A 14,979-nucleotide genomic window follows, 5' to 3' on the forward strand; every position below is an offset into this window, starting at 1 on the left:
TTGGGGCTTTTGCAACTAAATTCTACGGAAACCGCACAATCTCCTGCATGTTGGCAAAAAATGAGTGGATTGTGTCGATTTACACAAAAAAAATCGGCATTTCTGCCGATTTGGTCATTTTTTGATGCAAATCTTCACACTTAACTAGGATTTTTTTCCACTCCACGCTGCTGCTGCCAGACAAACCCAGCCGAGCAGGAAAGCAACGCCGCCGATCGGCGTAATCGCCCCCAGCGCCTTGATCCCGGACAAGCTTAACACGTACAGGCTGCCGGAGAAAACAACGATACCTACCGTCATCGACCAGCCCGCCCACTGCAGCAGGCGGTGCCGTCCGAGCGCCAGCGAAGCAAGCCCGACCCCGATCAACGCCAGCGCATGCATCATCTGGTACTGCACGCCAGTCTGGTAGTTGGCCAGCATGTCCGGACTCAAGCTCGCTTTAAGCGCGTGCGCCCCGAATGCCCCCAACGCCACGGACAAAAATCCGAACAAGCTTCCAATCATCACAAAAATTCGATTCATGCCCTGCTTCACCTCCATAGGTTGTTCTCCCATTCTAAAGCATTGCGACGGACCATGCCAGCGCACTGCTGTCCTCGCAAAAAAACCGCCTGAGCGCGTCAGGCGGAAACGCCGTGCAGAGCATGAACCAGCTTCTGCACAGCCCATTTACATCAAGCCAATGTCATGTTGCCCGACAATCAGGGTGATCGGCTCCAAATACGCACGCAGCACAGCGGGCTTCTGAATCAAATCAATTTCAACATCGACGACCCGGAACTTATCATGCTTGCCTTCCCGTTTGTCAAACACAACTTCAAATTCCTTCAGACCAAGCTGGTAGGACACCACGCTCGAACCGATCGCCAGCGTCGGAATATCAAACTCCCCGTGCTCAAACAACGTTTCCGTAATAATTTCTTCATTCATGTCTACAATTTTAACAACTTGACAAATTTTGTAGTCCACAGACATCCTCCTCAGGTCAACTGCTTCTCATCTGCCATTGGTTAAACCGTCATTTCACCTGTTCTTACCTGCTACTATCTAAAATATTACGACATAACCCGTCAAAACTCCTGCTTGACAGCCTAAAAATATACGACCTTAGTCTCAGGGCAGGCCGTCTTCTGTTTCTCAGCACCGCATCGTCACTTCCGCTGATCTTTTCCGTCTATCGGCAACAGACGCGCCGCACCTAAGCGGGCCGCAGCACATACAATACAACACCAAGACGCAGGAGATGAGCGCAGATGAGCAAAGCGAAAAAAGCGAAAAAAAATGTCCCCGTCAGCTCCATCGACAAAACCAAATTTAATATGAAGGTCGTGCTGTCCGATACATGCGCCCGGTGCCGCAAGTGTGAGCGCGGTATCCGCTACCTAGAGCAAATGTCCGTTCCCGGCGCGGTCGGCAAAGGCGTTCCCTGTATACTGACCCGCGGCAAAGCTTATACGTAGCAGCCAAATTGTCAAGTAGCCACGGACGGCCGAAGACTTGTAACGGCTTCATGGACCCGAAGTCATTACGGCCAAGTAGATGCGCGTGAAAAAATCCCCGTCGGCGGCTCGCGGCTCGCCAATGGGGATTTGCTTTTACAAATTCGGAGCGTAGCTTGCGTTGACCAGCATCTGATTCACAATATGCACCAAGTCTTCATCTTCAATCAGATCGGCGCCTGCCTGAGCTGTGTTGTACTGAGCCGGCGTGTTCGAAGCCAGTTGACCGAAGTAGTAGCCTTCAATCGCCAAGTCAATCAGCGTGTATTCGCCGCTGCGGTTAACGTCTTCAAACCCCTCCACCAGCAAGGAATCCTCGCGGCAGTCCGTTCCATTCAAATCGTACTCGCTTTGCGTATCTGCCAGCCGGCACTTCAACGCGTCCACCTTGCCTGTCCCTTCAGCCTTGGCCTTCAGCTTTAGCTTCAGGAACGTTTTGTCTCCCGTAATGCCGTATGCCTGACCTTGGCTCGCTACAATAAACCGCAGCACGCCGTTCTGATCAACAGGTGTATTATACACCTTGTATCCTGGCACTTCCTCGAAGCCTACATAGTCGAATCTGCTCGGGTCGTAGCCTACGGTGAAATCCTCCGCATAAATGCCCGTTACATTTTTCAGCATCACATCGGCTGTGAATTCCTGCCCTACCCTAACTTTGTCTTGCGCAATCACAATATCCAGCACCGGATTGTTTGGCAGCGTCACAGACGCCTCGTTGGAATTACTGCTCTCTCCATTCGTGCTAATGGCCGTCACAACATAATAATACGCCGTTCCCTTCGTTGCCCCCGTATCCGCGTACGTCGTTCCCGTCACACTGCTGGCGACCGTTGTGTAAGGGCCTCCCGGCGTCGTGGACCGTTTGACGTTGTAGCCCGTTGCTCCGGTTACTTGGGTCCAACTGATATTAATCACTTTATCCTGTGTAGTCCCAATGCTCAACACCGGATTATTGAGAAGACTCATGGACGCCTCATTGGAATTACTACTTTCTCCGTTCGCATTAACTGCCGTCACGACATAATAATACGCCGTCCCCTTCATTACTCCCGTATCTGTAAAGGTCGTTCCTGTCACATTGCTGACTACGGTTGTGTACGGGCCTCCCGGCGTTGTAGACCGTTTGACATTATAGCTCGTTGCCCCGGTTACTTGGGTCCAGTTGACCTTGATTTGCTGCTGAGCGCCAACAGCCGTTACTGTAGCTGTGGTTGCCGGGGGTGTGGAAGCCTTCTCCATAAGCTCAAGCTCTTGAATACCTACCGTAGTTTCCCCTGAAAAATAAGCATTTAATACATTGAAGCGATAATATCGGTAAGCCTTACTGTTGTCAAACTCAGCCACTTGAGTTGCATTCGAATCAGGATGTGTCCCATTCGTTAGCAAGGTCCAGTTTTGATCGTCCGACGAACCGTAAAACTCCCACTTCCCTATTGTTCCCTGTCTACCATCTATCAAAAATGGAGTAATCGCCAATTTCTCTACTTGTTTCGTATTTCCATTGCCAAAGTCAACTTTCACGAAATGACCGCCTTGAGGGGGGGTTTGCCGAAATACATACCAAAAGTCACGATTATTATACGAAGTCGAGTTATCGAAAGCCCTCCAGCCCTCGTCATTGTTATAATGCCCGCTTTCTGAAATAACCACTGGCGCAGGCGCCGAATACCCCGTCATTTTGGGAACAATATCAGGGCCGTAGGATGCGGCGTGCACCTGATTTTGAATTTGAAAGGCACAAAATAGTGAAAATAGCCCTAAACCTGCTTTCATAGCAAAACTTTTCATTTGTTTTCACACCTTTACTTTTTTTACTCATAGAAGATAACATATCAAAATATTAGAAAGTCGTCTTATCAAATAGCGTTATTTATGGTAATTTTATCCTATTATAAAGCAATCTTTAGGAACAAGGATGCAGTTCATTTGATTCATAGATGATCTCTCCATCCCTACACTTTATGCCTATCCCTTGTACTTCAACAAAAAAGGTTATCCAGTAACCACTGGATAACCTAATCATTCGAGACGCCTCACTGCAGGGCACCTGCTGGCCCCAGCTAAACTGGCTGCTTATTCCTGTTCAAATTGATTCGTTAGGAAGGACATCTACGGTATCACTCTTCTGTAACGTTACCGTTTCTTGCGACACTCTCCCTCCCGCCCCGCTCCTCACTTACTCCCCGGCCAGTCTCGGCCTGACCAGCGGCACACGCCAATAATACAGCGCGATAAAAGCCAGCAGCCCCGCACTGAGCCAGACGGTGATCGAGGCATCGTAGCGGCTGGCGACCCAGCCTCCGATCAGCGGGCCAACCATGACGCCGATCCCTTCGATGCTGGACAGCACGCCCCAGCCCATCCCCTTTTGATCCGGAGGAACAAAATACGACATCAGCGCATTCCACGCAGGCAGCACCGCGGCATAGGAGCCGCCAAGCAGCGCCGCGATCAGCATCGTGGCATACAAATGGCCGGCGGAAAACAGCAAGCCGATTAATCCGAGCGCCAGCGCAGCGAATCCGCAGATAAGAAACCATTTATGCCCCCAGCGGTCCGACAGCCGTCCGAGCGGAATGAGACCAAGCGTCGTCACGACGCCTCCCGCGATCAGCACAAGCGAATATTGAGAATAGCTCAACCCGAGATGCTGGCGAGCGAGCGTAGGTAAAACCGGCACAAGCAAGCCGGCCGCCGCCGTCTGCAGCACCATCCCCGGCACGAGCGGCCGCATCGTCACCAGCTTCAGGCGAAGCTGGGCAAGCTGCTCGCGCACGGTCAAGGCAACCAGCGGCTGCAGCCGTTCATTCCAGGTCAGCGCGATCAGCCAGCCGGCGGCATAGATGACGGCCAGCAACCAGAAGGTCAGCCGGTACCCGTAGTCGATGACGAAATTGACGGCAACCGGCCCCAGTCCCAGGCTCGCCAGCCAAACGGTGTAAATCGTCCCCATCTGGGAGCCGCGCCGCTCCTCGCGGATTGAGCTGAGGCAGATCAGCCAAATCGGCGAAACGCCAAGCCCCATCAAAGCAGCTCCGGCAATAAGCGTCCACGACTGCTCGCTGAAGAAAGCAAGCCACAAGCCAATAAAAGCAACCGCCAGCGACACATGCAAAATCGCCTTGGGCGGGAAGCGATCGAGCAAATAGCCCGCCACGGCCTTAACCGCCGTATCCGCGACATAATGTACCGAGATGGCGAGACCGACTGCCGCCACCGAGATGCCGAGATAGTCTGCCGCATAAGCGGGCAGAAACGAGATGACGAAGGCGCTTCGAGCCACTTCCGTAAAAAATAAAATCAGCGCAAGACGTATAAAAGAAGAAGCAAAGATTGCCGTCCATTTACGTTCCATGCAGTCCTCCGTCGATCCGTTCTAGCACGCTTTCGCCCTGCCTTTCGCGGGCACGTGCAGCCCCTTGCAGCGTTTGGAGCACTTCGCGCACAATCCGCTCTGCGGCATAGCCGTTCTGCAGCAGACAGGCCCGCTCCCGCACCTGCTCCCGAATGCTTGCATTCCCCATGATCCGCTCCGCGTGACGAACCAGCTCGGGAATATCGCGCGCGATGAAGGCGACGCCCTGCTCCGCCAGAAATCCTGCATTTTCCTTTTCCTGCCCAGGGAAAGGCTTAAACACGATGATCGGCACATTGACGTGAATTGCCTCCGAAAGCGTAATGCCGCCAGCCTTCGTAATGATGCAGGACGAGGTGTTCATCAGCTCATGAATCTGCTCGACAAAGCCGTACAGCCGCACCCGCTCCTCCCCCGCAAAAGCAGCCTCCAGCTCCCCCTGCAGCTTCTGATTTTTGCCGCAAACAACCCGAATATGCACATCAGGCAGCCGCAGCAGCTGCTCCGTCAGCTTCTCCAGATCCCGCAGCACGCCGTAGGCTCCGGCCATAATCAGCACGGCTCGCTCCCGGCGGACCGGCCCGGCCTCCTTCGTCATATAGAACGGTTCGCGAATCGGAATTCCGCTTACGGTGATCAGCTGCGAAGGGACGCCGCGTTCCATCATCGCCTGGCGCAGCTGCTCGGTCGCCACGAAAAACTGATCCGGAATCGAGTAAATCCAGCGGTTATGCAGCACGAAATCGGTCAGAATGGTAAAGGTAGGAATCGCGATCCCCCGGCGGTGCAGCTGATCTGAAATGCCTCCGAAGGGGAAGGTGCTGATCAGCAAATCCGGCTGCTCGTTTAAGATGACGTTCATGAGCTTGTGAATGCCCAGTCCGTTCAGACATCTGGCGAGCAAGCTTTCCGCCTTCAAATCTCTCGTTAAATAATAGCTCCAGCCGTAATAGTCGAGACCGTATGCGGACAAGGCCCCGCTGTTCATATACAGGAACCTTGTCACTTTGTTCATCAGCGGGTGCGCTTCCTGAAACAGGTCAATAACCCGCACATCCCGGAAACCGTAGGATTCGAATTTTTGCTGCAGCACGCGCGACACCTGAAGGTGCCCGTCGCCGTAGCTGGCGGTGAGGATCAAGAGCTTACGGAGATTCGGCATAGCTCGACACACCTTTCTAGGGCTGCGCGACATAGCGATTCAGCAGTTCCTTCCGTGAGATCGCGATAATTTTCGGGACGAGCAGCTCGGATTTGGTCTGCATCCGCTCTTTTCCCTGAGGGTGCACCACGTACAGCAAAAGACGCAAATAAAGCCGTGTAGCGCGGGCGTACATCCCTCTCGGCAGGTCCAGTACGGTAAACCCGAACTTTCGCGTGCCGCGATGCACGATACTGATGCCGTACAATCCCTTGACGTTCCGGTAGGCCGGGTCTGTCTGCAGCAGCCGGATAATTTGCGGCATAAGCAGCTCCATGCGGCGCACCAGTTGAATCGCCAGATGGACAGAGCTGCTGGAGGTCGAACCAAGCTGATACAGCAAATGATTATCCAGATGCAGCTCCGCGATGCAGTCCCCGTGCTGAATCCGTTCGCCGTCAGTCAGTACAATCGGCTGCTTGCCGCGATATGCCGTAATCCGAAGCTGCAGCAGCGTATTGGCCGCGTCTACGGGCTGCACGCGCATCAGCCTGACGAAGCCGCGCTCCCATCCCATCCAAGCCTTCACCAGCACACGCTTGATCAGACTGGCGCGTACAGACGGAGCGCTGACCGTCAGCTCATCCACTCTCACGTAACGATAACCGCACGGCAGCAGCTCACGCATCACGCCCTCAAGCGCCTGCAGCATATAGCCCGGAGCATCCCGATCCGCGCCAAGCGTATCTCCGCTGTCGTGCAGCAGCACAATCGAGCCTTCGCGAATTTGCTGCAGCAGCACCGTCTTCATGCGGCTTACGCCGACATGACGCCGCCAATCCTGTACCATAACCGACCACAGCACAATCCTATAACGTTTGCGCAGCAGGTAGTCGGCCAAATTGATAATCCCCCACGGCGGACGGTAATAAACGGGCCGTACGCCCGTGATCGCTTCGATCACATCTGCCGAACGCTCCACCTGCCGCCGCTGAACAACCCAGGGCAGCATCAGCCAGTTGGAGCGATGATTATAATTATGTATCCCGATCTGATGGCCCTCGCGATGCATCCGCAGAATCAGCTCCGGATAGGCCTCCGCCTTCGAACCGAGCACGAAAAAAGTGCCCTTCACCCCGTAGCTGCGAAGCAGGTCCAGCAGCCGGGGCGTATAAACCGGGTCAGGCCCGTCATCGAAGGTAAAGGCAACCTCCCTCGCCCCCTCCCCCCGTCGAAACACCCCGATCCCGAATAGGCGGGAAAGAATCCACGGCACAATCGTATACAAGCCAAGCCCAAGCAAAATAATCGCCACAATAACCGACGCAACGCGATTGTCCATACGTGGAACCTCCTGAAAACAGCCTTCCCCGTTCGACAGGAAACTATTGCTGATTCAAGCATTGGCATATAAAGGTTGTCGGCGTTCCTGCCGGGCGGGGTCCTGATGAAGGCGAGCCGTGCCTACAATGGCATACAGCGCATGAATAGCCCCTTCTTTCATGGTACCCAGCTTTGCCATATTTTTCAATGCCGATAAGGAATTTTTATCTGTCAGCAGATGAAGCAGCAGGTCTTGCAGCTGTCCGGCCGTCTTCGCCTCAAGCGCCACCCCCATCTGGAGAAGGAAGGACGCGTTTCCCTGCTCCTGTCCAGGGATCGGCTTATACAGCAGCATCGGCAGCTCCATGGCGAGCGCCTCCGACACGGTCAATCCCCCCGGCTTCGTCACAATCAGATCGGCTATCGCCATCAGCTCGTGGATATGGTCGACAAAGCCGACGACGGTCACCCGATGCGACAGCTCGCGGAATTCATCCTCCAGCTGCAGCCGCAGCTTTTCGTTCCGGCCGCAGATCAGCATGTACCGGGCGGGAGCAGCAGCCTGCGACGCTTTAATCAAGGCGATCAGCTCCTTGCCGATCAGGCCGTGGCCGCCGCCCATGACTAACACCGTCGGCAGCTGGCCGTCGAGCCCGTGGCGCGCCCGCAGACGCTCGCGATCCTGCTCTTGACTGAAGGACAGCCGAATCGGGATGCCTGTAACCGTGATCGCTTCAGCAGCCACGCCATGCCCCAGCAGCGCGCTGCGCACTTGCTGGGAGCCGACCAGATAACGGTCTGTCTCAGGATGAACCCAGTAGCTGTGATCGGTGTAATCCGTCATCACCGTAACGGTCGGCAGCTCCGTCAGCCCATGAACCTTCAGCCAGGACATCGCGGCAGCAGCCGAAGGAAATGTGCTGACGACTACGGTTGGCCGAACCTCCTCCAGCAGCTTGAGCATTCGGGCAATATTAAACGATTTGATCCGCTTGAACAAATTGGACATCCGGTTCGGCGTCCGCGTCTTGCGGTACAAGTAGCCGTACATACCGGGCAAGCTCTTCACCCATTGCATATAGCAAAACTTGCCGACGCCGTGCAAATAAGGATGCGTCCACTCCAGAAAATCTACGGTGACAACCTCCACATCAGGACGAATGACACACGCCGCTTCAAGAATCGCCTTGGCCGCCTGGTTATGTCCGTCTCCGAGCGCGCCCGTCAGCAGTAAAATTTTAGGTTTCGTCGTTCGGTTCATCTGGAATCCCCTTTTCATTAAACGCCGATTCGGCCGAGTTGAATCTTGTACTATTAAGTTACCTTGTCAGCCGTCAGGAAAGTACGGACCGGCGAACTGTTTTTTGACTGGACCTAAGTCGGGTTCACCAGTCGTCAAACCGTTGCCGCGAATCGACAACACAAATAGACCTCTTCGCAAGGAAGAGGTCTATTTGTTCATGGTTTGAAATGAATGTTCGTCACAAAGCCTGTCCGGCGCCCGTCCAGGAGTAGCCGATGCCGTCCAGAAAAGCGCGCGCGATCACCATATGTCCGGTCAGATCGGGATGGACACGGTCCCAGGCAAAGGAAGCCGGGTACCGGTGCCGGAGCATCGGCTCCAAGGCCGCCTGTACGTCCACAAGCACAGCGCCGTGTTTGGCCGCCAGTTCTTTGACAACCTGGCCGTACTCATCCATCATACTCCGCATGATATCCTCCGGATTCGGCTCGATATAAAACGGCGTCAGCAGCACAAGGCCCTTGACCCCCGGCTTCGTCGCGGTGATCAGAGCGTCCAGCTTGTCGCGGTATTCATCCAGGCCGACATGAGATTCGACGATTTGCGGCTGGTCCAGCTGACGCCATACGTCATTGATGCCGATCATAATCGACACCCAGTCAGGCTCCAGGTCAAGTACATCCGTCTGCCATCTCGCTTGCAGATCGCGCACCGTATTGCCGGAAATCCCCATATTAATAATCCGGATACCAAGCTCGGGGTACGCCGCTTGCAGCAGCGCATTAACGGCGGACACGTATCCGGTCCCGTAAGCGTCATTTCGCCCCTCGCCGTGCGGACGCTTCCTACCGCAATCCGTGATAGAATCGCCGATCATAACCAGCTTGTCCCCCTGCGTCAATAACAAAGAAATCCTCTCCCTTTTTGCAAACGTTTACCCGCATTGTACACCTGTCGTCCCCGGCATTCAACCCTAACCTATGAATTGTGCTACTGAGCTCTGCCAGTCACGCGCTACGTCCATGCACTCAGAACAAATGGGCGATCTGCTGATACACCTTATCCGGCTCCGCTTTGGTACAACAGTGCCGCTCCGTCCCGAGCCACACAAAAATCCCCTTTCGCTTGCCCGCCGAAGTCCCGATTAACGGGCACTCCTGCACAGGCAAAGCGAAAGGGGATGATGAAATTGGCTGATCAGCCGCAATCTTTACTTGGCAGCAAGCAGCTTCAGCACAATCGTTACCGCTTCGGCACGGGTGGCCGATGCGGCCGGAGCAAACTCGCCGCCGCTGCGGCCTTCGATCAGCCCTTGCTTGCGGATCGCCTCGACAGCGCCTTTGGCCCAGGCCGGTATGTCAGCATCATCGGCAAAGCCGGTGCCAGCGCCAGCCTGCGGCTTTACACCCAGTGCGCCTGCGAGCATAACCGCCATCTCGGCGCGGCTCATCCGGGCAGCAGGTCGGAATGTGCCATCCTCATAGCCCTGGATGATTCCTTTCTGAACCGCTTGCGCCACAGCAGGAGCGGCCCAAGTCCCGATCAGCTCCTGATCGGCGAACCGGGTAGCCGGAGCTTCATCCGGCAGCTTCAATGCTTTCACCAGCATTAGCGTAAACTCGGCGCGTGTCACCGCACCGTCCGGCTGGAAGCTGCCGTCCGGATAACCGGCTACAAGCTCCAGCGCAGACGCCCGCTTCACCGCTTCCTCTGACCAATGTCCAGCCACATCCGTGAAGTTGATGACCGGCTTTTCGACCGGAGCAGCTACGCCAAACACGGCGAATTTCGTAAAATGATTCACTTCAACCGTCACCCGGCCGCCGGATACTTGACCGATGCCGACCAGCTTCCACGATTTGTTCGCTTCATCGTAATAGAAAATTGCAGGAACTTGTCCAGGCTTCAGCTTCGTCCCTTCGAAAGGCAGCGTCAAACTGATCGGCTTGTCGAAGTTTTCGCTGAAGTTTTTCAGCAGTTCAAACACCGGACTAAGCAGCACTTGCTCCTGGCTAACGAGCGCAGCCCCATTGTCCAACTGCTGCACGGACAGCTTGAGCGCCTGCCCCGTCGCCCCGGCCGGAATCCGAATCGTCACCTGCTTGAAGTCAAAGCTTGCGCTTTCTCCAGCTGCAGCCGTCCATTCCTGCTTCTCTCCGCCAGTCGGCGTTACACTGCCAGCGCCTGTACCTGACCCTGAGCCGCTGCCGCCTGAACCGCCATTCGAACCGGACGAGCTTATCGTCGTAAATGTGCCGGACAAAGCAATGCTTTCGTTGCCCGATTCGTCAACTGCCTTCACTGAGAACGTGTAGAGGCTGCCCGGATTCAGCCCGGTTACCCGATAGCTGTACACATTTTCATACACGCCGCCGTACACGCTCGTCTGCACGCTCACCGGAGCTCCGTACACGGCAGCGCTGATCGTCGCCAGCGGCAGATTGTTGCCGGAGTCATAGACACGGTACTTGCTGACGCCGACGTTGTCCTGCGCCGCAGGCCAGGCAAGCAAAGCGGTTGTTTCACCAATCGCCGATACATCCAGCTTGATGCCGGACGGCCACACTGGCGCTTCCTTGTCCACCGCAGAGACAGGCTTCATCGCAATGTCCTGGTTGCCTACCCGGTCGAAGTACCCTTGGATCGTCTTGAAGTCGGACGAGAACGCCAGTGACACGGCCAGCAAAATCCGGGCGTGCTGCGCATTCAGGCTGTCCCCGGCAATGATGCCGTTGCCGCCGCCGTACATCGTGCCCGACCCGGTCCGGGTTGTCGTGACGAACACGACGCCCTGCTGGATCGCCTTGCTGCGCGCCGCGCTCATCTTGGCGGACAGCCCGCCTGCGCCGGTACCCGCCGTGACGATCCCTTTTACACCGTCCTGAACAAACTGGGTGATAGCTCCCCCGCCTGCATCCTGGTAAGCATAGGCGATTTCGACCGGCGGCAGCTTATCCTTCGTAATGGTCGTCAGATCAAACGGCGTCGCCCATTCCGGCGTTCCCGCCTTCAACGCTCTGGCCGTCAGCCGGTACATGCGGATATTCGTCTCGTCGATGTAGCCAAGCGCTCCCAGCATCGGGGTGTTGAACGTGTCCATCCGATGAGCATTGCTTTTGGTCACATCGCGGGCCGTGTGTATGACATCGTTCAGCATGATGACGGTGCCGTACGACTTCGTTTTGCCGCTGCCGGCCAGCTTGATTGCATTGTACAAATTCGCCGGGGCATCCGTTCCGATCACGTCCCATGGACGCATCGCGCCGGTTACGACGACCGGCTTCTCGCTGCGCACCGTCAGATCGAGGAAATACGCGATTTCCTCCATCGTATCGGTTCCGGTCGTCACGACCGCGCCGTCATATTCAGCGAGCGCCGCGTCTACCGTCTGCGACAGCTCGTACAGATCGGCCAGCGTATAAGCGCCGGAGCCTTTATTGCCGAATTGGGCTGTAGCCACATCGGCAATTTTTGTTTTATCCGGCAGCTGGCCGACCAGATCGGCGATCGGGAACGTCCCGGCGCGGTAATTTTGGAAGCTGGTCGCATCCGTCGCTTTGCCGGCCAGCGTTCCGCCCGTCCCGATGACGATGACGTTCGGCAGCGCGGATTGCTTGAACTCCTCCGTCAGCGCCGGAAGCGGAATGGACGCTGCCGGCGGCTTCGCGGCGGGCTGCTCCGCCTTAACAGCGGAGGGAGCCGCGAGCAGCGTAGACGCTGCTGCAAGCAAGGTGAGCAGAAGCAGGGGAACATATCGCCGCTTGGGAGTACGTGGGCTTGTGTGAAGCGTCATGAGTCTCAACCTCCTGCCTGTCAGGCCCCCAGGGGCCCCACATCTTGTGTGCCGTAAGTGGCGAACCAGTTTTTGATCGTTGTGAAATCACTGGAGAAAGCCATCGACAAAATCAGCATTACCCGCGCATGCTGGGCGTTCAGATTATCCCCGGCAATCACGCCGTTGCTGCCGCCGTACATCGTGCCGGAGCCCGTTCTTGTCGTCGTTACGAAAATGACGCCCTTCTTGATCGCTTCGGAACGAGCCGCGCTCATTTTGGCCGACAAGCCGCCTGCGCCGGTACCTGCGGTGACAATACCTTTGGCTCCATCATTTACAAACCCGTTAATGGCTCCTGCCCCGGCATCCTGGTACACATAGGCGATTTCGACGAGGGGCAGCTTGTCCTTCGTAATCGTCTTGAGGTCGAACGGCGTCGCCCATTCCGGCTTGCCTGCTTGCAGCGCCCGGCCCGGAGCACGGTAGATACGGATATTTTTCTCATCAATGTAACCAAGCGCGCCAAGCATCGGCGTCTCAAACGTGTCCATCCGGTGCGCATTCGACTTCGTAACTTCACGAGCCGCATGAATGACATCGTTCAGCATCAGCACGGCGCCAAACGAGGTTGTTTTCCCGCTGCCGGCCAGCTTGATCGCATTATACAGGTTCGCCGGCGCATCCGTTCCAATGACGTCCCACGGACGCATCGCGCCTGTAACAACGACCGGCTTCTCGCTGCGCACAGTCAGGTCGAGGAAGTAGGCGATCTCTTCCATCGTATCTGTGCCCGTCGTGACGACAACGCCATCGTATTGGGCCAGCGCCGCATCAACCGTAAGCGAAAGATCAAACAGCTCGGCAAAAGTGTACCCGCCGGAGCCTTTATTGCCGAACTGGTACGTGGACACATCCGCGATTTTTTGCTTGTCCGGCAGCTGGCCTACCAGATCCGCCATCAGGTACGTGCCTGCGCGGTAATTTTGAAAGCTCGTCTGATCAGCCGCCTTGCCTGCCAGCGTGCCGCCCGTCGCCACAACAAGCACATTCGGCAGCGGAGATTGCTTGGCTTCCTCCGTCAACGGAGGAATCGGAATAACCGGATCGGCGGCGCTTGCAGCGCGAGGACCGGCAACTAACGACATCAGGCCGCTTACAAGCGACAAAATAAGGGCGTAAACCAGCGTACGTTTCAGTGACATGCTGCGAATCTCGATCATCATCATACATTCCTCCACTTTCCCATTAAGTATGTAAGGCTTTTGCTTCCCCTAGCATAATAAATGTCAGAATAATTAACAATAATAACGGGGTATTTTTGTGAAAATGACAGGTCCCTATGTAAAATAAACTAAAAAAAGCAATAAACATAACATATAAATGACATTAAAATCCGGCATTCACCTCTTCTCCGGCTGCTTATTTAATGACATGACTAACCCAGCCTCCTCCCGCCACAATTCTTAAAACCTTTAAGTTTCGCACATTGAGCCTGCGCCCCTTTTCAGGTATGATGAAAGATGGCGTCAGCCCTGGGGGCCGGCGTTCGACAAATTATAGGATAAGCGAGTTGGATGCGATGAATGCCAAAGAACTACACTATACAATGCCTGCTGAATGGGCAACCCATGAGCGCACGTTTATTTCCTGGCCGGTTCAAGCTTCCATGGTGTACCCGGAAGACTACGCAACCGTCACTCAAGGCTATGCGGACCTCATCGAGGCCATTGCCGAGTTTGAGCCGGTAACCGTCATCGTGAATCCGTCTGACGCCGAGCTAGTCAAGGCGCGGATTACAGCCGCCAACGTAGACTATCTGGTCATCGAGCATAATGACGCCTGGTTCCGCGATAACGGGCCGACCTTCCTGCTGAATGGCGAGCGGCAGCTTGCGGCTGTCAATTGGAAGTTCAACGCCTGGGGCGGCAAATATTCGCCGTGGGACCGCGACGATGCGGTTGCCCCGCAGCTGCTGGAGCATTACGGCGTGCAGCGCCTGGATGCGCCGCTTGTGATGGAAGGCGGCTCGATTCACGTGGACGGCGAAGGCACCCTGCTGACGACCGAAGAATGTTTGCTGAACACCAACCGCAATCCCGAGCTGAGCCGGGAGCAAATTGAAGCGCATGTGAAAAACTTCGTTAACGTTGAACAAATCATCTGGCTGCAGCGCGGCCTGGACGGCGACGAAACGGATGGCCACGTCGATAATATCGCTTGCTTCGCTGCGCCTGGCCGCATTATTTTGCAGGTTTGTCATGACCCGGCGGACGAAAATTACGCGATCACCCAAGAAAATCTGCGTATTTTACGTCAGGCAACCGATGCCAGAGGCCGTTCGTTTGAAATCATCGAAATTGAGCAGCCGCCCAAAACGTTTTACGAGGAGCAGCGGCTGACGCTGAGCTACTTGAACTTTTATTTCGTGAACGGCGGCATTATTCTGCCTGTCTTCGGGGGCACCGCCGAATCAACCGACCGTGAAGCGATCCGCGTGCTCGGCGAAACTTTCCCTGACCGCCGGATTCGCACAATCAACGGCATGTCCATTATCAAGGAGGGCGGCAACGTCCACTGCACCACTCAGCAGATGCCTGCCAGCGCCAGAGGCTAGTCCGGCGGGCGCAGCGGCACAGT

Annotated in this window: 12 protein-coding genes and 1 pseudogene; 2 read left to right on the forward strand and 11 right to left on the reverse strand. The window is 55.6% G+C overall.

Translation table 11 applies throughout. The annotated features are described in order from the left end of the window. Nucleotides 1–144: 144 nt before the first annotated feature. A complete protein-coding gene (locus tag AC6ROY_RS00835; RefSeq protein WP_500098280.1) occupies nt 145–525 on the reverse strand; it encodes a DUF423 domain-containing protein in 381 nt (126 codons plus the stop codon). Nucleotides 526–672: 147 nt separating this feature from the next. Beyond that, on the reverse strand, nt 673–972 hold the full coding sequence (locus tag AC6ROY_RS00840; RefSeq protein ID WP_500098063.1) for a hypothetical protein: 300 nt from the start codon (nt 970–972) through the stop codon (nt 673–675). A gap of 284 nt (nt 973–1,256) precedes the next feature. Here AC6ROY_RS00840 and AC6ROY_RS00845 point away from each other — a divergent pair, with 284 nt between their 5' ends. Continuing rightward, nucleotides 1,257–1,463, forward strand: coding sequence for a hypothetical protein (locus AC6ROY_RS00845; RefSeq protein ID WP_500098064.1), 207 nt, complete (start codon nt 1,257–1,259; stop codon nt 1,461–1,463). Nucleotides 1,464–1,598: 135 nt separating this feature from the next. Here AC6ROY_RS00845 and AC6ROY_RS00850 read toward each other — a convergent pair whose 3' ends face one another. From AC6ROY_RS00850 to AC6ROY_RS00890, 9 genes and pseudogenes are all read right to left on the reverse strand, one after another. Next, on the reverse strand, nt 1,599–2,744 hold the full coding sequence (locus AC6ROY_RS00850; RefSeq protein WP_500098281.1) for a cohesin domain-containing protein: 1,146 nt from the start codon (nt 2,742–2,744) through the stop codon (nt 1,599–1,601). Nucleotides 2,745–2,804: 60 nt separating this feature from the next. After that, nucleotides 2,805–3,293, reverse strand: a pseudogene (locus AC6ROY_RS00855) (discoidin domain-containing protein); the annotation flags it as partial. 388 nt (nt 3,294–3,681) lie between these two features. Further along, nucleotides 3,682–4,860: an MFS transporter gene (locus AC6ROY_RS00860; RefSeq protein ID WP_500098065.1), complete on the reverse strand. Its 1,179-nt coding sequence runs from the start codon at nt 4,858–4,860 to the stop codon at nt 3,682–3,684. Then, nucleotides 4,850–6,022 (reverse strand): MGDG synthase family glycosyltransferase, encoded by a 1,173-nt coding sequence (locus AC6ROY_RS00865; RefSeq protein ID WP_500098066.1) that lies wholly within the window; start codon nt 6,020–6,022, stop codon nt 4,850–4,852. The genes AC6ROY_RS00860 and AC6ROY_RS00865 overlap by 11 nt, the downstream gene beginning before the upstream one ends. Nucleotides 6,023–6,038: 16 nt before the next feature. After that, nucleotides 6,039–7,343, reverse strand: coding sequence for a polysaccharide deacetylase family protein (locus AC6ROY_RS00870; RefSeq protein WP_500098067.1), 1,305 nt, complete (start codon nt 7,341–7,343; stop codon nt 6,039–6,041). A 54-nt stretch (nt 7,344–7,397) separates the two neighbouring features. Further along, nucleotides 7,398–8,585, reverse strand: a complete 1,188-nt coding sequence (locus AC6ROY_RS00875) for an MGDG synthase family glycosyltransferase (RefSeq protein WP_500098068.1) — start codon at nt 8,583–8,585, stop codon at nt 7,398–7,400. Between the two features lie 220 nt (nt 8,586–8,805). After that, entirely contained in the window at nt 8,806–9,474 is a 669-nt protein-coding gene (locus AC6ROY_RS00880) for an SGNH/GDSL hydrolase family protein (protein ID WP_500098069.1), read from the reverse strand. A gap of 303 nt (nt 9,475–9,777) precedes the next feature. Beyond that, complete coding sequence (locus AC6ROY_RS00885; protein WP_500098070.1) at nt 9,778–12,360, reverse strand: asparaginase domain-containing protein; 2,583 nt, start codon at nt 12,358–12,360, stop codon at nt 9,778–9,780. A 20-nt stretch (nt 12,361–12,380) separates the two neighbouring features. After that, nucleotides 12,381–13,565 (reverse strand): asparaginase, encoded by a 1,185-nt coding sequence (locus AC6ROY_RS00890; protein WP_500098282.1) that lies wholly within the window; start codon nt 13,563–13,565, stop codon nt 12,381–12,383. Between the two features lie 356 nt (nt 13,566–13,921). On the opposite strand from AC6ROY_RS00890, the gene AC6ROY_RS00895 reads away from it, so the two are divergent. Beyond that, nucleotides 13,922–14,956: an agmatine deiminase family protein gene (locus AC6ROY_RS00895; RefSeq protein ID WP_500098071.1), complete on the forward strand. Its 1,035-nt coding sequence runs from the start codon at nt 13,922–13,924 to the stop codon at nt 14,954–14,956. Nucleotides 14,957–14,979 lie beyond the last annotated feature (23 nt).

Source organism: Paenibacillus sp. sg306046, assembly GCF_059821225.1.

Coding starts and splice junctions, on each gene's coding strand:
- AC6ROY_RS00865 (WP_500098066.1), bottom strand. CDS start 6,022: ATGCCGAATCTCCGTAAGCTCTTGATCCTCACCGCCAGCTACGGCGAC.
- AC6ROY_RS00845 (WP_500098064.1), top strand. CDS start 1,257: ATGAGCAAAGCGAAAAAAGCGAAAAAAAATGTCCCCGTCAGCTCCATC.
- AC6ROY_RS00885 (WP_500098070.1), bottom strand. CDS start 12,360: ATGACGCTTCACACAAGCCCACGTACTCCCAAGCGGCGATATGTTCCC.
- AC6ROY_RS00835 (WP_500098280.1), bottom strand. CDS start 525: ATGAATCGAATTTTTGTGATGATTGGAAGCTTGTTCGGATTTTTGTCC.
- AC6ROY_RS00860 (WP_500098065.1), bottom strand. CDS start 4,860: ATGGAACGTAAATGGACGGCAATCTTTGCTTCTTCTTTTATACGTCTT.
- AC6ROY_RS00875 (WP_500098068.1), bottom strand. CDS start 8,585: ATGAACCGAACGACGAAACCTAAAATTTTACTGCTGACGGGCGCGCTC.
- AC6ROY_RS00890 (WP_500098282.1), bottom strand. CDS start 13,565: ATGATGATCGAGATTCGCAGCATGTCACTGAAACGTACGCTGGTTTAC.
- AC6ROY_RS00895 (WP_500098071.1), top strand. CDS start 13,922: ATGAATGCCAAAGAACTACACTATACAATGCCTGCTGAATGGGCAACC.
- AC6ROY_RS00870 (WP_500098067.1), bottom strand. CDS start 7,343: ATGGACAATCGCGTTGCGTCGGTTATTGTGGCGATTATTTTGCTTGGG.
- AC6ROY_RS00850 (WP_500098281.1), bottom strand. CDS start 2,744: ATGGAGAAGGCTTCCACACCCCCGGCAACCACAGCTACAGTAACGGCT.